The organism is Kitasatospora sp. NPDC088134 (assembly GCF_044741705.1).
GTDB lineage: Bacteria > Actinomycetota > Actinomycetes > Streptomycetales > Streptomycetaceae > Kitasatospora.
This window is the reverse complement of sequence record NZ_JBIUTD010000008.1, coordinates 124,225-142,736: the sequence shown is the minus strand read 5'-3', so window position 1 is coordinate 142,736 and position 18,512 is coordinate 124,225. Positions and strand designations below refer to the sequence as shown.

Annotated in this window: 18 protein-coding genes and 1 tRNA gene; 9 read left to right on the top strand and 10 right to left on the bottom strand. The window is 72.8% G+C overall.

All coding sequences use genetic code 11. From position 1 onward, the window contains the following. Nucleotides 1-88: 88 nt before the first annotated feature. Complete coding sequence (locus tag ACIOHG_RS15655; RefSeq protein ID WP_400950278.1) at nucleotides 89-1,228, top strand: hypothetical protein; 1,140 nt, start codon at nucleotides 89-91, stop codon at nucleotides 1,226-1,228. Here ACIOHG_RS15655 and ACIOHG_RS15650 read toward each other — a convergent pair. The 6 genes from ACIOHG_RS15650 to ACIOHG_RS15625 all read right to left on the bottom strand — a co-directional run bounded on the left by ACIOHG_RS15650 (nucleotide 1,206) and on the right by ACIOHG_RS15625 (nucleotide 6,418). Then, entirely contained in the window at nucleotides 1,206-1,526 is a 321-nt protein-coding gene (locus tag ACIOHG_RS15650) for a DMT family transporter (RefSeq protein ID WP_400950275.1), read from the bottom strand. The two genes, ACIOHG_RS15655 and ACIOHG_RS15650, sit on opposite strands and share 23 nt — an antisense overlap. Continuing rightward, the gene (locus ACIOHG_RS15645; protein ID WP_400950272.1) at nucleotides 1,526-2,188 is read right to left on the bottom strand and encodes an HAD family hydrolase; all 663 of its coding nucleotides are present in this window, start codon (nucleotides 2,186-2,188) and stop codon (nucleotides 1,526-1,528) included. Before ACIOHG_RS15645 ends, ACIOHG_RS15650 begins: the two co-directional genes overlap by 1 nt. A gap of 137 nt (nucleotides 2,189-2,325) precedes the next feature. Beyond that, nucleotides 2,326-3,417 carry an ABC transporter ATP-binding protein gene (locus ACIOHG_RS15640; RefSeq protein WP_400950269.1) on the bottom strand — a complete coding sequence of 364 codons (1,092 nt, stop codon included), beginning with the start codon at nucleotides 3,415-3,417 and terminating at the stop codon, nucleotides 2,326-2,328. Nucleotides 3,418-3,438: 21 nt separating this feature from the next. Beyond that, nucleotides 3,439-4,266, bottom strand: coding sequence for an ABC transporter permease (locus tag ACIOHG_RS15635; protein ID WP_400950267.1), 828 nt, complete (start codon nucleotides 4,264-4,266; stop codon nucleotides 3,439-3,441). After that, nucleotides 4,254-5,243, bottom strand: a complete 990-nt coding sequence (locus ACIOHG_RS15630; protein ID WP_400950265.1) for an ABC transporter permease — start codon at nucleotides 5,241-5,243, stop codon at nucleotides 4,254-4,256. The genes ACIOHG_RS15635 and ACIOHG_RS15630 overlap by 13 nt, the downstream gene beginning before the upstream one ends. A gap of 8 nt (nucleotides 5,244-5,251) precedes the next feature. Next, on the bottom strand, nucleotides 5,252-6,418 hold the full coding sequence (locus tag ACIOHG_RS15625; RefSeq protein WP_400950264.1) for an ABC transporter substrate-binding protein: 1,167 nt from the start codon (nucleotides 6,416-6,418) through the stop codon (nucleotides 5,252-5,254). Between the two features lie 329 nt (nucleotides 6,419-6,747). On the opposite strand from ACIOHG_RS15625, the gene ACIOHG_RS15620 reads away from it, so the two are divergent. Beyond that, nucleotides 6,748-7,515: a GntR family transcriptional regulator gene (locus ACIOHG_RS15620; protein ID WP_400950262.1), complete on the top strand. Its 768-nt coding sequence runs from the start codon at nucleotides 6,748-6,750 to the stop codon at nucleotides 7,513-7,515. A 107-nt stretch (nucleotides 7,516-7,622) separates the two neighbouring features. Here ACIOHG_RS15620 and ACIOHG_RS15615 read toward each other — a convergent pair. The 3 genes from ACIOHG_RS15615 to ACIOHG_RS15605 form a co-directional block, all read right to left on the bottom strand. Beyond that, a tRNA-Gly gene (locus ACIOHG_RS15615) sits at nucleotides 7,623-7,693 on the bottom strand. Nucleotides 7,694-7,798: 105 nt separating this feature from the next. After that, a complete protein-coding gene (locus ACIOHG_RS15610; protein WP_400950259.1) occupies nucleotides 7,799-9,376 on the bottom strand; it encodes a TauD/TfdA family dioxygenase in 1,578 nt (525 codons plus the stop codon). Between the two features lie 252 nt (nucleotides 9,377-9,628). Then, on the bottom strand, nucleotides 9,629-10,720 hold the full coding sequence (locus ACIOHG_RS15605) for a pyridoxal-phosphate-dependent aminotransferase family protein (protein ID WP_400950257.1): 1,092 nt from the start codon (nucleotides 10,718-10,720) through the stop codon (nucleotides 9,629-9,631). A gap of 94 nt (nucleotides 10,721-10,814) precedes the next feature. Between ACIOHG_RS15605 and ACIOHG_RS15600 the strand changes: the two genes are divergently transcribed. From ACIOHG_RS15600 to glnII, 5 genes are all read left to right on the top strand, one after another. Then, on the top strand, nucleotides 10,815-11,903 hold the full coding sequence (locus ACIOHG_RS15600; protein ID WP_400950255.1) for an amidohydrolase family protein: 1,089 nt from the start codon (nucleotides 10,815-10,817) through the stop codon (nucleotides 11,901-11,903). A 119-nt stretch (nucleotides 11,904-12,022) separates the two neighbouring features. Continuing rightward, nucleotides 12,023-12,703 (top strand): uracil-DNA glycosylase, encoded by a 681-nt coding sequence (locus ACIOHG_RS15595; RefSeq protein WP_400950252.1) that lies wholly within the window; start codon nucleotides 12,023-12,025, stop codon nucleotides 12,701-12,703. A gap of 162 nt (nucleotides 12,704-12,865) precedes the next feature. Beyond that, nucleotides 12,866-13,408 carry a GNAT family N-acetyltransferase gene (locus ACIOHG_RS15590; protein WP_400950250.1) on the top strand — a complete coding sequence of 181 codons (543 nt, stop codon included), beginning with the start codon at nucleotides 12,866-12,868 and terminating at the stop codon, nucleotides 13,406-13,408. Between the two features lie 306 nt (nucleotides 13,409-13,714). After that, on the top strand, nucleotides 13,715-14,680 hold the full coding sequence (locus tag ACIOHG_RS15585; RefSeq protein ID WP_400950246.1) for an SCO1860 family LAETG-anchored protein: 966 nt from the start codon (nucleotides 13,715-13,717) through the stop codon (nucleotides 14,678-14,680). Between the two features lie 230 nt (nucleotides 14,681-14,910). Beyond that, nucleotides 14,911-15,933 (top strand): glutamine synthetase GlnII, encoded by a 1,023-nt coding sequence (gene glnII, locus ACIOHG_RS15580; protein WP_400950598.1) that lies wholly within the window; start codon nucleotides 14,911-14,913, stop codon nucleotides 15,931-15,933. Between the two features lie 90 nt (nucleotides 15,934-16,023). Here the strand turns inward: glnII and ACIOHG_RS15575 are convergent, their stop codons facing one another. Continuing rightward, a complete protein-coding gene (locus ACIOHG_RS15575; RefSeq protein WP_400950244.1) occupies nucleotides 16,024-16,785 on the bottom strand; it encodes a GNAT family N-acetyltransferase in 762 nt (253 codons plus the stop codon). A gap of 146 nt (nucleotides 16,786-16,931) precedes the next feature. On the opposite strand from ACIOHG_RS15575, the gene ACIOHG_RS15570 reads away from it, so the two are divergent. Both ACIOHG_RS15570 and ACIOHG_RS15565 read left to right on the top strand, forming a co-directional pair. Further along, the gene (locus ACIOHG_RS15570; RefSeq protein ID WP_400950241.1) at nucleotides 16,932-17,408 is read left to right on the top strand and encodes a hypothetical protein; all 477 of its coding nucleotides are present in this window, start codon (nucleotides 16,932-16,934) and stop codon (nucleotides 17,406-17,408) included. Between the two features lie 81 nt (nucleotides 17,409-17,489). Next, entirely contained in the window at nucleotides 17,490-18,467 is a 978-nt protein-coding gene (locus tag ACIOHG_RS15565; RefSeq protein WP_400950238.1) for a MerR family transcriptional regulator, read from the top strand. Nucleotides 18,468-18,512: the final 45 nt, after the last annotated feature.

Here is an 18,512-nt window from a genome sequence, read left to right as displayed (position 1 = left end):
CCGATGGTGCATTGCAGGGATATTTTATCTGGGTTTGCATGGTTTTATCGGGGCTAGAATATCGATCTCCTTCCTGGTATGTTCTTCGATGTGGCCGATTGCATTTGGGGGGATTGTGAATCAATTTGTCCTGGTGTTCATGTGTGCTGCTGCGATCTTGGTGCCGACCTTGAGCGCGCTGCTCATGGCGGAGCTCGTCTATCTGCCGCTGAGGCGACGCGGCGGCGGGGCGATCATGAGACGTCTCCGGCTGATCCGGTGGCGGATCTGCCGAGAGGCTGGTGAAAAATTCGTTGATGCACGGAAGGTCGCGCGAGAATTTGGATCCCCGGAGCCGGCGATCGCGGTGCGGGAATCATTGCTCCGCTGGGGTCTGTCGATGCGCGGTCATCGGATCGCGGGATGGTTTCTGGCTGTAGTTTCCATTACGTTCGCCGCCGCGGCCGCAATTGCTTTTTTCTTCACGGTCGACCTTGGGAGTGTTCCTACGCTGGTCGTTGCACCAATGCTGATCGTTTCCGCTCTTACTGCTGCGATCATAAGTGTTGATCAGGTGGCGGTCCGTCGCACCAACAGCCTGGACGCCTTGGTGGCGTCCGTCTGCTCTGCATTGTCGTGCTGCGGCGCTTATCGAGTGGATAGAAATCTGCGCAGCGCTGATCAGTTGGTGCTCAGGGTTTCCGAGGTTTCATCGGCCCTGGACCGGTTCGGGAGGTATGGGCTCTCCGGAGGTGCATGCAGCCGGACCCATCTCATGGGGTTGACTGCCGGGAAAATCGCCGAACTGGAAGACAGATTGGCGCGTTCCTTGCAGTCCGGGGAGGACGTTTCAGCGCTGGCCGGTTCACTTGCTCGACTGCTTGACGATCTGGGGTCGCGGAACATTTATTCGATGGTCGACAGAGGAGTGGCAGCCAGGTTCGATGCGGGGTTTCAAACGCGATTGATTCCGTGGTCGACCATTGGGGCCCATGTGGCATCGCTGACCCTGGGGCTGGGTATGTTCTTCGTCATCGATTGGATCGGAATATCGAGCGGGGCGGCATATGTTCCGCTGGCTGCTACGGTGGTCGTCCTCATGCGGGTGCCGTACGCGGTATTTCTTCGCCGAACTCCCGATGTGATTCGGCGGGCGCCTGACCTTCCGACGGAGTCGGACAGTACGGTCGCCGACCCGACCGGCCAAGGTGTGCAGCCGGGCACGGTCAGTGCGAGGGGCGCAGGTTGAGCAGGACCACGCCGACGATGACCAGGGCGATGCCGCACCACTGGAGGCGGCCCAGCGACTCGCCGAAGAAGGTCGCGCCGATCGCGGCGACGGCCGCGGTGCCCGCGCCGGACCAGACCGCGTAGGCGATCGAGACCGGGATGTGCTTGAGGGCGCGGCCGAGCAGGGCGAAGGAGAGCACGTAGCCGGCCGCGACGGCGAGGCTCGGCCAGAGCCGGGAGAAGCCGTCGGTGAGTTTCAGCAGGCTGGTCGCGCAGACCTCGGAGGCGATCGCCAGGGCCAGCAGCAGGTAGGGCATCAGGCGGCCGGGGCCAGCGCGGCGAGGTAGCCGAGGTCGACGCCGGACAGGCTGTCGCGGACGGTGGTGCCGTCGGCGGCCGGGATCGGGACGGTGGAGGGCACCGCGAGCACCGCGCAGCCGGCCGCCCGGGCGGAGGCCACGCCGGTCGGGGTGTCCTCGACGGCGACGCAGGCGGCCGGGGCCAGGCCCAGGCGCTCGGCGGCGGCCAGGTACGGGTCGGGGTGCGGCTTGGTGCGGGGGGTGTCCTCGGCGGCGAGGGTGGTGGTGAACCAGTGCGGGCCGAGCGTGCCGAGTACCAGGTCGACGACCCGGCGCGGCGAGGCCGAGACCAGCGCGGTCGGCACCCCGGCGGAGTGCAGCGCGGCCAGCAGGTCCAGCGCGCCCGGGCGGGGGACGGTCCCGGCGGCGACCTTCGCGGCGAAGCTCTCGTTCAGCCGGGCCGCGAGGTCCGCCTCCGGGCGGCTGGTGCGGCTGCTGCGGTGCAGGTGGGCGGCGGTGTGCTCGACGGCCTGGCCGAGGACGTCCGGGAGGTCGGCGTCGGTGAGGGTGAGGTCGAGTTCGGCGGCGAGTTCGGCCGCGGCCTGCCACCACAGGTGCTCGGTGTCGACCAGGGTGCCGTCCATGTCGAAGAGGACGGCGGCGGGGCGGGATGCAGGCATGGCGGTACCTTACGGTGGATTTCGGGCGCACAGGGGGGCGGTGGAGCGGGGGCAACTCCCTGTCCGCGAAAGGGTTCCGGAGGCGTCGGCTCCCGCTCCGTTCCGCGCGCGGCGGCGGGGCGGGAGCCGACGGTCCGTCAGGCGGCGGCGGTCGCGGCGCGGTCGACCAGGACCGGGCGGGCCGGGAGGGTGAGGGTGGCGCGGGTGCCGACCGGGAGGCCGGCGGCGGTCTCGGTGGGGAGGTCGGCCTTGATCGCGGTGCCGTCGGCGAGGCGGACGGTGAGGCGGGTGACCGCGCCGAGGAAGGAGGCCGAGACCACCTGGGCGGGGCCCTCGGCGGCCGGGGCGAGCTCGACGTTCTCGGGGCGGACCAGCACGTGCAGGTCGCCGTCGGCGGGCAGTTCGCCGTCCACGGGGTGGCGGCGGCCGAGCACCTCGACCTCGCCGTCGCCGGCCCGGACGCAGGGGATGCGGCTCATCGTGCCGACGAACTCGGCGACGAAGGCGGTGGCCGGGCGGGAGTACAGCTCCGAGGGCGTGGCGCACTGTTCGAGCCGGCCGGCCCGGAGCACGGCGACCCGGTCGGCCATCGAGAGGGCCTCCTCCTGGTCGTGCGTCACGAACAGGGTGGTGATGCCGAGTTCCTGCTGGAGGCGGCGGATCTCCTCGCGCAGCGACAGCCGGACCTTGGCGTCCAGTGCGGACAGCGGCTCGTCGAGCAGCAGCACCCGCGGCTGCAGGGCGAGCGCCCGGGCCAGTGCGATGCGCTGCTGCTGGCCGCCGGACATCTGGTGCGGGTAGTGGTCGGCGCGCTGCGGCAGGCCGACCAGCTCCAGCAGCTCCTGGGCGCGCCTGCGGCGCTCGGCCTTGCCGGCGCCGCGCATCCGCAGGCCGAAGGCGACGTTGTCGGCGGCGGTGAGGTGCGGGAACAGGCTGTAGGACTGGAACACCATGCCGGCGTCCCGCTTGTGGGCGGGGATGCGGGTGATGTCCTCGCCGTCGACCAGGACCTCGCCGGAGTCGTGGGTCTCGAACCCGGCGAGGACGCGCAGCGCGGTGGTCTTGCCGCAGCCGGACGGGCCGAGCAGGGCGAGGAGTTCGCCCGGCTCGACCTTGAGGTCGAGCCCGTCGAGGGCGGTGGTGGTGCCGAACTGCCGCCGCAGCGAACGGAATTCGACGGTGGCGCTGGCGGTGGTGGACCCGGCGGGGGCGACGGTGGCGGTGCTCATGACTGGTCTCCGGTCGGGGGCTCAGGAGGTGGCGGCGGTCTTGTGGCGGCGCTCGCGGCCGGCGGCGGCCAGCAGGAGCAGCAGCACCCAGGTGATCAGCAGGCTGAGCACGGACACCGCGACGGACATCTGGCCCTGGCTGTTGCCGACGGAGTAGATCCACACGGCGAAGGGCTGGTAGCCGAGGATCGAGGCGGTGGTGAACTCGCCGAGGACCAGGGCCAGGGTCAGGAAGGCGGCGTTCAGCAGCGCGCCGCGCAGGTTCGGCAGGATCACCGAGAACACGGCCCGCGGCCAGCTCGCCCCGCAGTTGCGGGCGGCCTCGACCAGGGTGCGCACGTCCACGGCGCGCAGGCCGGAGTCGATCGCGCGGTAGGCGAGCGGCAGCGCCATCAGCACGTAGGCGATGACCAGGACCAGCGGGAACTCGGGCTGCTGGACGAACACGAAGGTCTGGAAGAACGGGGTGTCCATCAGGTAGTCCGGGCCCCAGCGCAGCACGCCGATGACGCCGGCGGTCAGCGCGACCGGCGGCACCACCAGCGGCAGGGTGCAGACCACTTCGAGCACCGGGCGGAGCTTCGGCGAGCCGAGCCGGACCGCGATCATCGCGGGCACCAGCAGGAGCAGCAGCACCACCACGGTGACGGCGGCCAGCTCCAGGGTGAGCACCAGGCTGTCGGTGAAGCCGGGCGCGGAGAGCAGGCCGGTGTAGGCGTCGAAGGAGATCCCGTCCTGGTTGTCGATCGAGAACCAGACCGAGGCGGCCATCGGGATCAGGAAGTACAGGCCGGCCAGCAGCAGGACGGCTCCGCGCCAGATCCGCAGGCGGGAGATCAGCTGAGCCATCGGGCACTCCGACGCTGGAGGGGCAGGTAGACGGCCATCACGAGGACGGCGACGATGATCATGTCCAGGCTGAGCGCGAGCGCCAGGTTGCCCTGGCCGACCAGCACGTTGCCGGAGAGCGCGTCGGCGATCTGACGGCTGATCAGCGGGACGGTCGCGCCGACCATCGCGGCGGCGGTCGCGTACGCGGCGAACGCCGAGCCGAACAGCAGCACGAAGCCGCCGAGCAGCGAGGGGAACAGGATCGGCAGCGCGACGTGCCGCCAGTACTGCAGCGCGGTGGCCCGGTTGTTCTGGGCGGCCTCGCGCCACTGCACCCGCAGGCCCTCCAGGGCCGGGGTGATGGTGAGGACCATCAGCGGTACCAGGAAGTACAGGTAGGTGACGGTCAGGCCGGTGAAGCTGTACAGCGACCAGCCGTGGTCGGTCAGGTGGAACATCTTGGTCAGCTCGCCGGCGTTGCCGAGAGTGGCGACGAAGGCGAAGGCCAGCGGCAGGCCGCCGAAGTTGGCGAGCACGCCGGAGGCGGTCAGCACGGCCTCGCGCAGCATCCGGAACCGGGAGGTGACCACGGCCTGGGCGATCGGCACGCCGAGCACGGTGCCGATCAGCGCGGTGAGCGCGGACAGCTTGATGCTGGACAGCAGCGCCGTCCAGTACGCGCCCTGCACCGAGTCGGTGAGGTTGGCGGTGGTGAACGCCCCGGGGTCGGTGTCCGAGTCGCTGGAGACGGTGAACGCGCCGGTGACGATGGCGATCGCCGGCAGGCCGAAGCCGATGGCGAAGAACACCAGCAGCGGCACGGTGGCCAGCCAGGAACCGCCGCGCAGCAGACGGCGCTCGGCCGCGACCGGCGGCGGGGTGGCGGCGGTGGGGGAGTCGGTGGCGGGGGATTCGGTGGCGGCGCCGGGAGCCCCCGGGCCGCCGCTGGTGCCAGCGGCGGCCGGGGTCGGCACCGGGGTGGGAGCCGTGGTCATGTCGGTGATCAGCCCGCGATCGCCTTGGCCCAGTTATCGGTCACGACCTTCTTGGCCGCGTCGATCTGCTCCGAGCTCGGGAAGGTGGTGAAGGGCTTCTCGACGACCGGCAGCTTGGCGGCTGCGGCGGTGTCCAGGGTGCCGTCCTTCTTCAACGCGTCGAACAGCGCCGGGGTGGCGTAGCCGCCCATGAAGCCGTTCTGGCCCTCGACGGAGTACAGGTACTCCATCCACAGGCGGGCGGCCGCCGGGTGCGGGGCGTCCTTGTTGATGGCCTGGTTGTAGAACTGGGCGTAGGAGCCGTCGCTGGGGATCGACACCTTCCAGTCGACGCCCTTGCCCTTGAACTCGTCGGTGTAGCCGGCGTTCAGGTAGGACCAGTCGATCGAGATCGGGGTCTCGCCCTTCTCGACGGTCGCCGGGGTGGACTCGACCGGGTTGAAGTTGCCGGACTGCTTCAGCTTGGCGAAGAAGTCGATGCCGGGCTGGATGTTGTCCAGCGAACCGCCGTTGGCCAGGGCGGCCGCGTACACGCCGCCGAACGCCGAGCCGGACTTGGTCGGGTTGCCGTTCAGCGCGACCTGGCCCTTGTACTCGGGCTTCAGCAGGTCGGCGAAGGTCTTCGGGCAGTTGGCGACCTTCTTGGCGTCGCAGCCGATCGAGACGTAGCCGCCGTAGTCGTTGACCCGCAGGCCGGCCGGGTCCTTCATGGTGTCCGGGATCTTGTCGAAGGCGACGACCTTGTAGGGGGCGAGGATGCCCTCCTTGGCGGCGGACAGCGCGAAGGCCGAGCCCAGGTCGACGGTGTCGGGGGCGCGGTCCTGGCCCTTGCGGGACTTGATCGCGTTGATCTCGTCCTGGCTGGAGCCGTCCGGGTTCTCGTCCTCGATCTCGATGCCGTACTTCGCCTTGAAGTCGTCCATCAGCTTGCCGTAGTTGGCCCAGTCGCGGGGGAGGGTGATGACGTGCAGCTTCCCCTCCTTCTTGGCCGCGGCCACCAGGCCGTCCATGCCGCCGAAGTCGGCCAGCGAGGTCGCGGTCTTCGCGTCCTTCCCGCCCTTGGCGGTGTCGCCGGACTTGGCGGTCGAGCCGGCGGAGCCGCAGGCGGTGAGGGAGAGCGCGGCAGCGGTCAGCACGGCCGCGAGGGCGGCGGCGCGGTGGCGGTGCACGGTCACGGGAGGGTCTCCTGGAGGAAGTGGAGCTGCAGAGATCACGGGAAGTGTTCGGTGCGTGGTGGTGCGGTGCGCGTACGGCGCGGATGCTTCGAGGGGCGGCGCGGTCCTGTCCTGACCAAGTTGGCCAGCCAACTTCCGGCGCCGAGAGCAAGTACGCCCGAGCCCGGTGACGGGAAGGTGAACGGACGGCCCAGTACGGGGGTCGGCTGCGGGAACGGTCTCGCCCGGCGCCGGAGCGGGCGGGAGCAGCGGCTACAGTCAATGGTGTACGCGCGATCACGGCGCGAACACATTCCAACCCCCGTACCAGCAAAGGGACATCGACGCACGTGGCACTCGACCAGGACCGCGCCGCCGGCTCGCTCTACCGCAAGGTGGCCGCCGACCTGCGCGAAGCGATCACCTCCGGCTCGTTCGGCGACTCCGGACGCCTGCCGGCGGAGGGCGCCCTCGCCGAGCAGTACGGCGTCTCCCGCGGAACGGTCCGGCAGGCCCTCGCCCTGCTGCGCGCCGACGGCCTGGTCACCTCCCGCCGCGGCACCCGCCGGGTCGTCCTCGGCAGCGCCCGCGTCCAGTCCTTCTCCGAACTCCTCTCCTTCACCCACTGGGCCCGCTCGATGGGCGAGGAGCCCGGCGGCCGGCTCGAATCGCTGATCCGCCGCCCCGCCGACGCCGCCGAGCGTGAGCAGCTCCGCCTGGAGCCCGGCACCGAGGTCTACGTGACGCTCCGGCTGCGCACCCTCTCCGGCACCCCCGTGATGGTCGAGCGCACCGTCTACCCGCCCCGGGTCGGCGAGTTGGTCGCCCAGCTCCCCCCGGACGTGGTCTCGCACACCGAGCCGCTGCGCGAGCACGGCATCCTGTTCACCGACGCCGACCACACCATCGACGTGGTCGCCGCCAACGCCGACGACGCCCGCCTGCTCACCTGCCGCCGCGGCAGCCCGCTGCTCCGCGAGAAGCGCCGCACCACCGACCCCACCGGCACCCCCGTCGAGTGGTCCCAGGACCGCTACCTGCCCGGCACCGTCGCCTTCTCCATCCACAACTCGCTGGCCTCGTCCGCCCTTTCGCGGCACGCCCGGGACGACGACTGAGGTCCCGCCGGGTGCGGCCGGGCCGGGGGCGGCGCCTCCCGGCCCGGGAGACCCCGGGAACGGCGGAAGCCCCCGTCCGGGAGGGCGGGGGCTTCCTTGTTCTGTCGAGCGCCGGCCAGGAATTGAACCCAGCCCTCCTGCCAGGAAGACAGGTGTGCTACCGCTGCACCACCGACGCATGATCGGCCTTGGTTCTTCGCTCTTCCGGCCGAACGAGAAGAATCATGGCACATCCGCAGGTCGGATGGGTAATCGGGGGCGGGCCGGTCCGGGGCGGCGGCGGTCAGCCCATCAACTCCAGGAGCAGCGGGCGGAATTCGGCGAAGGGCGGGGCGGTGACGGCCGGGTCCTTGGCGGCCTCGTCCCAGCGGCGGACGGCGACCGCGTCCGGGCCGAAGGGGTGGGCGGCGAAGGCGGCGGCCTGCTCGGGGGTGTGCGGGCCGCCCTGGACGGCCAGGGTGTGGACGGAGGCGGGGGAGAGCCGGTCGGCGTAGCCGGGCTCGGCGGTGCACAGGTAGCGCTTGGCCTCGACGTGCAGCCGGACCGGTTCGGTGACGGCCGGCGGGAACCAGCGGGACAGCCGGGCGGCGGCCGTCTCGCCGTGCCGGTTGTCGCTGCCCGCCATCAACTCCCGCCCGGAGCCCCGGAAGTGGCCGATGTCGTGGAGCAGCGCGGCGGCCACCAGCGCGGGCGGCGCGCCCGCCGCCCGGGCCAGCGCCCCGGCCTGCCGCATGTGCTCGGCCAGCGTGACGGCCTCGCCCAGGTACTCGTCGGCCCCCTCGCCCTCGAACAGCGCCTCCAGTTCGTCCAGCGCGGCGGTGTTGCGGCGCAGCACGGCCAGCGTGGAGGAGAGCCCGTCCAGGTCGGCGTAGCAGCCCTGCAGGTGGCGGCGGCCGGACGCCCCCTCGAAGGCGGTGCGGGCGTGCAGCAGGCGGGTGTTGTCGAAGACCAGGCAGTCGCCGGGGCCGAGCCGGAACTCCAACTGCAGCTCCGGGCGCAGGGTGATCGCGGCGAACGCCCGGTACGCGGCGTAGAAGACGTCCGGCTCGGTGCCGCCCGGGCCGCGCAGGGTACCGAGGGAGCGGTTGTTGAAGCGCACCTCGCGGATCGCGCCGCGCGGGTCCAGCCCGATCATCGGCCGCTCGGCGGACAGGTCGGCGGTGCGGTCCCGGTAGCGGAACGGCACCGGGGTCCGGGCCAGCAGCGCGAACGCCGCCGGGTCCTCGGCCCGCAGCAGGTCGGCGGCCCGGAAGCCGTCCACCAGCCCGGAGTCACCGCCGACCGCCTCGTTGTGCAGGCAGTGCAGCAGCTGCAGGGTGGGGACGGGGTCGCGGTACGGGTTGTCGGTGTGCGGGGCGATCGCCGCGTCGGTGAAGGCCAGGTTCGCGGCGTCCGGCTCGACCCGGACGTCGAACAGCGCGCCGTAGTTGGTCTCCCGGACGTACCCGAAGCTGCGGGCCACCTCCAGCACCCGCCCCGGCTCGGTCGGGACGCCGCGCAGCAGCGCGAAGCCGGAGCGGCGGACGGCGGCGAGCACCGCGATCCGCTCCTCCGGGTCGGCCAGGTAGGCCGGCCAGTCGGCCTCGGGCAGGCCGCAGGCGAAGTCGGCGGCCTGCCACAGGCGTTTGGCGTGCTCGGTGCGGTCGTCGGGCTCCTCGTGGTCGTCCCAGCCGGCCGGGTAGTGCGAGCGGTGGCCGTCGGACCAGCGCACCGTCAGGCCGGTGGCGTCCTCGGCGGCCTCGACGGCGGCCAGGTCCTCGGGCAGGTCACCGATCCGGAACCGCTTCTGCCCGCTGCGCGGGTCGCGGCAGTCGGTGCACGGGCAGTTGTCGCGCAGCCAGTACGGGTTGGGCACGGACATGGAGCAGCCTCCGGTTGTACAGACAACTCGACGGGGGTTGCCCAGCCAAGCCGCCGTCCGGATACACCGGTCGCCACCCCGGTGAACGGCGGGCCACCGGCAGCCGAACCCTGTCACCCCGAGGGCCTGTCCTGCCCGCCCTGCCGCCCGCCCTGCCGGTCGTCCGGGGCGGCTCCTGGCCGGCGATGCGGGCGGCCGACGAAGGAGTGCTCGACGAACCCTCCGGCCTGCTCCCCGCTGTCCGACGGAACGTCAGATCGCCTGCTCCCAGGCCTCGGTGGCCGCCTCGACCGCCGGGGCGGCGGAGACGCCGGTGGCCTCGGCCAGGGCCTCCAGGACGGCGAGGACGGTCTCGGGGGTGGCGGCCGGGCCGTAGTGGTTGATCCGGAGCATGGTGAAGGCGAGCAGGCCGCCGCCGGCCTGGACGGGGAGGTGCGGGGCGCGGCGGCGGATCTCGGCGGCGAGTTCGGTGGCGTTGCCGGTGGTGCGCAGCGTGGTGGCGACCGGGGCGGCGTCCTCGGCGCGGGTCACGTACGGGGCGAGGGCGCCGCGGGTGAGCGGGCCGAGGGCCAGGACGCCCGCGCGGGTGGCGGCGGCCGCGGCGCGGTGCCGGGCGATCACCGCGTCCAGCGTCTCGGCCTCGATCGCGGCCAGGCACTCCTCCAGCGCCAGCATCTCCAACTGGGCCGGTGCGTGCGGCAGTTGGGTCCGCCCGGCGTCCGTCCAGCGCTCCTTCCAGTCCAGCAGCGAGAGGTAGGAGCGGCGCGGCGCGGCCGGGTTGGCGGCGATCCGCTCCCAGGCCCGGTCGCTCACCGAGACCGCCGAGACGCCGGCCGGCCCGCCCATCGCCTTCTGCCCGCCGATCACGCACAGGTCGACGCCCCACTCGTCGGTGAGCAGCGGCTCGGCGGCCACCGAGGCCACCGCGTCCAACATCAGCAGCGCGCCGTGCCGCCGGACCACCTCGGCGATCCCGGCGACCGGGTTGGTGTTGCCGGTGGCGGCCTCGGCGTGCACCAGCGAGACGAAGTCGATCTCCGGGTGCGCGTCCAGCGCCGCCGCGACCTGCTCGGCGGAGACCGCTGTCTCGTACGGCACCGCCAGGTCGACCACCTTCGCCCCGGCGTCCCGCAGCCAGCCGCCGAAGGTCTGCCCGTACGGGCCGGTGACCACGTTCAGCGCGGTGGAGCCGGGGTGCGCCGCGCCCTTGATCGCGGCCTCCAGCGGCAGCAGCGCCTCGCCCTGGGTGACGATCACGTCGGCCCGGGTGCGCAGCAGCGCCGCCACCTTGTCCTCGATCGCGGCGAACCGGTCGGCGGTCAGCGGGGGCAGGTCGAGCAGCATGCGGCAAGGGCCTTTCGTGAGCGGAGCGACACCGCCGTCCAGTCTGCCCCACGCGGGCCGGTGCACCCGTGGCGCCGCGGGTACAGTGCGGGGCATGACGGACCGCGGGGTGCTGCACATCAGGGGCCGGGTGCTGGTCGGCCCGGAGGACGTCCGGGACGAACTCTGGTCGGTGGACGGGCGGGTGACCTTCGAGCGCCCCGCCGCCGAGCCGGACGCCGTCCTCACCGGCTGGGCGCTGCCCGGCCTGGTCGACGCGCACTGCCACGTCGGGCTGGACGCGCACGGCGCCGTCGACCGCAGCACCAGCGAGAAGCAGGCGCTCACCGACCGGGACGCCGGCACCCTGCTGATCCGGGACGCCGGCTCGGCCGCCGACACCCGGTGGATCGACGACCGCGAAGACCTCCCGAAGATCATCCGGGCCGGGCGGCACATCGCCCGCACCCGCCGCTACATCCGCAACTACGCGCACGAGATCGAGCCCGGCGACCTGGCCGCGTACGTCGCCGCCGAGGCCCGGCGCGGCGACGGCTGGGTCAAGCTGGTCGGCGACTGGATCGACCGGGAGGCCGGCGACCTGAAGGCCTGCTGGCCGGGCGACGCGCTCGCCGGGGCGATCGCCGCCGCGCACGCCGAGGGGGCCCGGGTCACCGCGCACTGCTTCGCCACCGAGTCGCTGCCCGACCTGCTGGCCGCCGGCATCGACTGCGTCGAGCACGCCACCGGCCTCACCGAGGATCTGATCCCGGCCTTCGCCGAACGCGGCGTCGCCATCGTCCCGACCCTGGTCAACATCGCCACCTTCCCGAAGCTCGCCGACGGCGGCGAGGCCAAGTTCCCGGCCTGGTCCGCCCACATGCGGCGGCTGCACGCCCGCCGCTACGACACGGTCGCGGCCGCCCACGACGCGGGCGTCCCGGTCTACGTCGGCACCGACGCGGGCGGCTCGCTCGCCCACGGCCTGGTCGCCGAGGAGGCGATCGAGCTGACGAAGGCCGGACTCACCCCGCTCCAGGCCCTGTCGGCCGCCAGCTGGTCGGCCCGCAGCTGGCTCGGCCGCCCCGGCCTCGACGAGGGCGCCCCCGCCGACCTGGTCCTCTACCCCGAGGACCCGCGCGCCGACCTGCGCGTCCTGGCCACCCCCGCGCACATCGTCCTGAACGGCCGGGTGGTCGGCTGACCCCGGGGACCTCGGGGGACCTCGGGGGACCCCGGCGGACGGGGCGGTCCGGACGGGGCAGTCCGGATGGCGCGGGCTGGTGAACTGCGGCTGTCGGTGCGGCCGATAGGCTGGCGTCCATGGCTGCTCGACCCCTGAACGAACTCGTGGAATCCGGCTGGGCCCAGGCCCTCGCCCCGGTGGCCGGGCAGGTCGCCGCGATGGGCGACTTCCTGCGCGCCGAACTCGCCGCCGGGCGTACCTACTTGCCGCCCGGCCCGCAGGTGCTGCGGGCGTTCCAGCAGCCGTTCGCGGACGTCCGGGTGCTGATCGTCGGCCAGGACCCGTACCCCACGCCCGGCCACGCGGTCGGGCTGAGCTTCTCGGTGGCGCCGGAGGTCCGGCCGGTGCCGGCCAGCCTGGTGAACATCTACCAGGAGTACAGCCAGGACCTCGGGTTCCCGCCGCCCGCCAACGGCGACCTCACCCCGTGGGCCGCGCAGGGCGTGCTGCTGCTCAACCGGGCGCTCACCACCCAGGCCCGGAAGACCAACGGCCACCGCGGCAAGGGCTGGGAGGCCGTCACCGAGCAGGCCATCAAGGCCCTCGCGGCGCGCGGCGGCCCGCTGGTCGCCATCCTCTGGGGCCGGGACGCCCGCGAACTGCGCCCGTGGCTCGGCCAGGTGCCCAGCATCGAGTCCCCGCACCCGAGCCCGTACTCCGCGGCGAGCGGCTTCTTCGGCTCCCGCCCGTTCAGCCGGGCCAACGACCTGCTGGTCCGGCAGGGCGGCTCCCCGGTCGACTGGCGACTGCCCGCCTGAACACCGGCGCGGCAACCCCGATACGGCAGCACCGGCACGACGACACCGGTACGGCAACACCGGCGAGGCCCGAACGGGCTGGCGAAAAACCCTCGATTCGGGGACGAAGTTGCGGCAGGCTGCGGGGGTACCGATCAGTACCACCGCAATGATGGAGCACCTGTGACCGACCTCACCACCCCGTCCGCCGAGCAGCAGCCCACCGCCGGAGCCCCGGAGCGGACGGAGATCCCGGCCGACCGGATCCGGCTGCGGGAGATCCTGCCGGCCGAGGCCGAGTCGCTGCGGGACGGCGGCGCCGCCGGCCTGGAGTGGCTCGGCGGGGAGCCCGGCGACGGCAGTCGGGTGGCCGCCCGGATGATGGCCGGCGCCGCCGCGGCCGGTCTGTGGCAGGCGGGTTGGGGCAACTACGCCCTGATCCGGGCCGAGGACGGCCTGGCCGTCGGCGGCATGGGCTTCCACGGCGCCCCGGACGGCGGCCGGGTGGAGATCGGCTTCGACCTGGTCGAGCCGGCCCGCGGCCACGGCTACGCCACCGAGGCGCTCGGCGCGCTCGCCCGCTGGGCGCTGGCCCGCCCCGGGGTGGAGCAGGTGATCGCCACCACCACGCCCGACAACGTCCCCTCGCAGCGGGTCATGGAGCGCGCCGGATTCTCCCGACTCCCGGACGTGGACGGCATGTTGGCCTATGGCCTGACCGGCTGACGGATCGAGCCGCGTCCGCCCGCCGACCCCCGGCGGGCGGACAGATCCCGACGGGAATCCGTCAGGTCGAACCCCCGAATGGTCAACGTGGAGCGTCAACACCACCCCAAAGGGTGAAATGACGCTCTGTGTTGCTGAAGTGACGCACTGTTCGAGAAGACTGGCGGCAGCCGGGAGCGCGAGTCCCCTTCCCGAGCGAGGCAGCTGCGAGCCGACTTCGAGCCGACTTCGAGGCACCGCAGGGCCGTTCGCCGGGCGAGGCTGCGGGCGCGCTCCGCCAGTCACCGTCGTGTGGGGGTCCCTGCCATGCCCGTTCTGCCCGTGCGCACCCTGCGTGTCGTCGCCGCGTCCGCCCTGGCGGTGTCCGCGCTCGCCGTCACCTTGCCGCTCCCGGCCGCTGCGGCCGACACCGCGCCCGCCACGACTGCGGCGCCCGCCACGCCCACTGCGGTCGCCAAGCCCGGCCGGGCCAGCGCCGTGACGGCCGAACTCGCGCTGGACGTCACGCTGTTGAACAAGGTGAAGGTCCCGGTCGCGGTGGCGCTGAACAAGGTGGAGTCGCCCGCCCGGCGCGACGGCGCGATGCTCACCGCCACCGTCGACGGCGTCGACGGCGGGCGGCCGGTCACCCTGGTGAAGGCCGAGGTCGGCAAGTCGGTGACCAAGGTGGACGACAAACAGGCCACCGCCTCCGTGAAACTGGTCGCCGCCGACCTGCACGCGCCCGGCCTGCCGCTGACCACCCTGGTCGGCCTGGAGGCGATGAGCGCCGAGGCGACCTGCCCGGTGGACGGGCAGCCGACCGCCGACGTGATCGCGCCCGCGCGGGTCACGGTGCTCGGCAAGTCCGTCGCCGTCGGCCTCAACTCGCCCACCCAGGTGGCCGTGCCGGCCGTCGGCACCGTCGACGTCGAGTTCGCCAGGAAGACGGTCACCTCCGCCACCGCCGCGGCCTCCGCGCTGGAGCTGCAGGTCAAGCTGAACCCGCTGAACCTGAACGTCGCCACCGTCGAGGGCCGGGTGACGGTCGCCTCGGTGTCCTGCGAGAAGCCGGTGCCCGCCCCCGCCACCAGCGCCCCGGCCGTCGCCCCGTCGACCGCCGGCAGCGCGCAGAACCGGCCGGTGCCCAAGGCGGCGGGCGAGGAGCTGGCCGCCACCGGCGCGGCCGGGACGACGGCGCTCGCCGCGGGCGCCGTCACCCTGGTGGTCACCGGCGGCGCCGCAGTCTGGATGACCCGCCGCCGCCGGGCCGCGCACGCCCGGCGCCACTGACCCGAGGTCCGTCCCGTCCTGATCGGCGCCCGTCCCGCACCGGACGGGTGTCCGTTCCGTCCCTTCCGTCCAGGTGGCGCGCTCGCATCCCGAGACAGGCACTCTCCAACAGTGAGCGTGCCACTCCGGACCGTTGGTTCACATGGGCGTTACATCGGAGGAACAACCGGGAAACGGCGGCTTGCGACGCTACGCGGGCACCCACCACCCAAGCAGTGAGGATCACCGCAGTGGCGATCAAGGCCGAGTACATCTGGATCGACGGCACCAAGCCGACCGCCAAGCTCCGCTCCAAGACCCGGGTGCTTCCGAACGCGGACAAGATCCCCACCTGGGGCTTCGACGGCTCGTCGACCAACCAGGCCGAGGGCCACGCCTCCGACCGCGTGCTGGAGCCGGTGAAGGTCGTCAAGGACCCGATCCGCGGCGGTGACAACATCCTGGTGCTGTGCGAGGTGCTGGAGACCAACGGCGACGCGCACGAGTCCAACTCCCGTGCCGCGCTGCGCGAGGTCGCCGAGCGCTACGCCTCGCAGGAGGCGATCTTCGGCATCGAGCAGGAGTACACCTTCTTCAAGGGCTCCCGCCCGCTCGGCTTCCCGGAGGGCGGCTACCCGGCCCCGCAGGGCGGCTACTACTGCGGTGTGGGTGCCGAGGAGGTCTTCGGCCGCGAGATCGTCGAGCTGCACCTCGACCGCTGCATCGACGCCGGCCTGGCGATCTGCGGCATCAACGCCGAGGTCATGCCCGGCCAGTGGGAGTTCCAGATCGGCCCGGTCGACGCGCTGACCGTCTCGGACGACCTGTGGATCGCCCGCTACCTGCTCTACCGCACCGCCGAGGAGTTCGGCATCGACGCCACCCTGGACGCCAAGCCGGCCCGTGGCGACTGGAACGGCGCGGGTGCGCACACCAACTTCTCCACCAAGGCGATGCGCGAGGGCTACGACGCCATCATCACCGCCTGCGAGTCGCTCGGCGCCTCCCAGGAGAAGGTGCTGGAGCACGTCAACCAGTACGGTGACGACATCCAGTCCCGCCTGACCGGCAAGCACGAGACGGCCCCGTGGAACGTCTACTCCTACGGCGTCTCGAACCGCGGTGCCTCGGTCCGCATCCCGTGGCAGGTCGAGGTGGAGCAGAAGGGCTACATCGAGGACCGCCGCCCGAACGCGAACGTCGACCCGTACGTCGTCACCCGCCTGCTGATCAACACCTGCTGCGAGGCCCTGGAGAAGGTCGGCCAGGTCTGATCCGCCCGTACCGCCACGACGGCGCCCGCCGCTCCCCGCGAGGGGAACGGCGGGCGCCGTCGCGTCGACTCCCTTGCCGGGGAGGCCGGTTCACATCCGGACGAAGCCGTGGGTGCGGCCGACCGTGACGAAACCGCGCCGGGCGTACCAGTGCTGCGGCCAGTCCTCGGCGTCCGCGACCAGGAAGCGCAGGCCGTCCGGCGCGCAGTCGGCGGCCAGCCGCAGCGCGGTCGCCAGCACCGCGTCGGCCAGGCCGCGGCGCTGCCGGTCCTCGGCGGTCGCCAGGTCCTCGATCTGCGCGGTGCCCGCGGCGTCCTGGTAGAGGTCGGCCCAGGCGCCGACGGTGCCGTCGGTGTCGTGCGCCGCCACCGTCACCACCCGCTCCGCGCCCGCCTCCCGGGCCGTCCGGCGGCCCACCAGCTGTGCGATCGAGTCCTCCGAGGCCCAGGGCAGCCAGCACCGCCACTGCCGCTCCAGCGCCGGGGCGACCTCCGCCAGCGTCGCCACCCGGGCCCCCGCACCGGCCGGCACCTCCCCCCGGTGCACCATCACCACCTCGGTCTCGTGCCGGTACCCGGCCGCCACCAGCCCGGGCGCCAGCGCGCGCCCCGAGGCGTCGTCGAACACCGAGATCCGCCGGTGCCCCAGGTGCCCCAGCACGTCCTCCGCCAGCTCCGCCACGTCCAGCCCGCCCGGCGGCACGTCCAGCACCAGCTGGTTGTGCTCGTGCGAGTACTCGAACCGCTCGTGCAGCACCGCGAACCCGCCCGGCACCTCCACCACCTCGCCGGCCTGCCGCCGGGCGAACCCGCGCCGGAACTCCAGCGCGACCTGCAGACTCTCCTCGAACATCCCGCCATCGTAGGCCGATCCCCCCACCGGTTCCGAAGGATTTGCCGCCGCTCGGCGAACCGCTCCCGGGCGCGGTATCGACTGGCTAGGGTGGTGTCGCGTACGGACGGGCAGGCGATTACGGGGGACTGTTGACCGTGCGACAGTTGCGAACGATCATTGCGGCCACCGCCGTTCTGCTCCTGGCTTCCTGCGGGCTCCAGAAGGAGCAGCTCAAGCCGGCCGTGACCAAGGACGAGGCCGGCCGGCAGGTGTTGGCGTACGACGCCGAGATTCGGCAGGCCCTGCTCGGCAGTGGTCAATCAGCTGCCCCGCCGGGCGAGTTGAGTCCACTGGAGTGCGAGGCCACGGACATTCCGGGACCGAAAGGGCGGGTCGAGCTCAGCGTGCGGGCGGTGGTCGCCAGCGGTCGGCCCGAGGGGAATCCGGCGGTCTTCGCGGCCTTCGAGCGGAAGGTGCGGGAGCTGGGTTTCGAACCCCGGCGGCAGGAGCCGGGGGTCCGGGTGTTCGAGCGGCCCGCCGACCGGTACGTCGCGGAACTGACCGAGAGCGGCGACGTGACCAGGACGCTCCGGTTGACGGTGGCCTCGCCCTGCGTCTGGCCGAACGGAACCCCGGGCTGAGCCGTGCGGGGTCGTTCCGCGGGCTGCTCGATTCTCCCGTCGGGTTGACTCTCCCGTCGGGGGAGACCGGAGGGTGAGGGCATGGACGGCGACGGACTGTTGGGGATCGGGGAGCTGGCGCGACGGGTCGGGGTGACGGTGAAGACCGTCCGGTACTACTCCGACATCGGGCTGGTGCCGTCCGCGGAGCGCAGTGCGGCCGGGTACCGGAGGTACCGGACGGAGGCCCTGGCACGGCTCGAACTGGTGCGGACGTTGCGCGAGTTGGGGCTGGAGCTGGCGGTGGTCCGGCAGGTGCTGGAGCGGGAGGGGAGCCTTCCGGAGGTGGCCCGGGCGCACGCCGAGGCCCTGGACGTGCAGATCCGGGCGCTGCGCTCGCGCCGCGCGGTCCTGCGCGCGGTGGCCGAACGAGGAACCGACCCGAAGGAGACCGCGATGATGCACCGGCTGGTGCGCCTGTCCGCCGAGGAACGGCGGCTGATGATCGAGGAGTTCGTGACCGACACGTTCGGGACGGCGGACGCCAACCCCGAACTGGTGGCCCTGGTAAGGACGGTGACGCCGGAGCTGCCGGCGGACCCGGACCCCGGGCAGGTCGCAGCCTGGGCCGAGCTGGCCGGGCTGACCGCCGACCGGGACTTCCGGGCCTCGGTCCGCCGGATGGCCGCCTACCAGGCCGCGCAGCGCGCCGAGGGCGACCGCACGGGGCTGCACCACGAGCTGACGGAGCGGGTGGTGGCGGCCGTGAACGGCGCGCTGGCCGCCGGGACCGAGCCCGGCAGCCCGGCAGCGGGGGAGGTGGTGGCGGAGCTGACGGCCCGTTACGCCGAGACCTTCGACCGTCCGGACGACCCGGAGCTGCGGTGCTGGATCCTGGAGCGCCTGGAGGTGGCGGCGGACCCGCGGGTGGAGCGCTACTGGGAGCTGGTGGCCCGGATCAACGGCTGGCCGCAACCGCCGGTGCTGGCCCCCGTCCTGGGCTGGTTCGCCGCGGCGCTGCGGCGGCACGGCGCGGAAGGCCATGGTGCGGAACGGCCCGACGCGGAACGGAAAGCGTAGGGCGGCACGGCACGGAAGGGCAGGGCGCGGGGACGGCCGGGGTCA

Coding starts and splice junctions, on each gene's coding strand:
- ACIOHG_RS15655 (WP_400950278.1), top strand. CDS start 89: ATGTGGCCGATTGCATTTGGGGGGATTGTGAATCAATTTGTCCTGGTG.
- ACIOHG_RS15650 (WP_400950275.1), bottom strand. CDS start 1,526: ATGCCCTACCTGCTGCTGGCCCTGGCGATCGCCTCCGAGGTCTGCGCG.
- ACIOHG_RS15645 (WP_400950272.1), bottom strand. CDS start 2,188: ATGCCTGCATCCCGCCCCGCCGCCGTCCTCTTCGACATGGACGGCACC.
- ACIOHG_RS15640 (WP_400950269.1), bottom strand. CDS start 3,417: ATGAGCACCGCCACCGTCGCCCCCGCCGGGTCCACCACCGCCAGCGCC.
- ACIOHG_RS15635 (WP_400950267.1), bottom strand. CDS start 4,266: ATGGCTCAGCTGATCTCCCGCCTGCGGATCTGGCGCGGAGCCGTCCTG.
- ACIOHG_RS15630 (WP_400950265.1), bottom strand. CDS start 5,243: ATGACCACGGCTCCCACCCCGGTGCCGACCCCGGCCGCCGCTGGCACC.
- ACIOHG_RS15610 (WP_400950259.1), bottom strand. CDS start 9,376: ATGTCCGTGCCCAACCCGTACTGGCTGCGCGACAACTGCCCGTGCACC.
- ACIOHG_RS15605 (WP_400950257.1), bottom strand. CDS start 10,720: ATGCTGCTCGACCTGCCCCCGCTGACCGCCGACCGGTTCGCCGCGATC.
- ACIOHG_RS15600 (WP_400950255.1), top strand. CDS start 10,815: ATGACGGACCGCGGGGTGCTGCACATCAGGGGCCGGGTGCTGGTCGGC.
- ACIOHG_RS15595 (WP_400950252.1), top strand. CDS start 12,023: ATGGCTGCTCGACCCCTGAACGAACTCGTGGAATCCGGCTGGGCCCAG.
- ACIOHG_RS15585 (WP_400950246.1), top strand. CDS start 13,715: ATGCCCGTTCTGCCCGTGCGCACCCTGCGTGTCGTCGCCGCGTCCGCC.
- ACIOHG_RS15575 (WP_400950244.1), bottom strand. CDS start 16,785: ATGTTCGAGGAGAGTCTGCAGGTCGCGCTGGAGTTCCGGCGCGGGTTC.
- ACIOHG_RS15565 (WP_400950238.1), top strand. CDS start 17,490: ATGGACGGCGACGGACTGTTGGGGATCGGGGAGCTGGCGCGACGGGTC.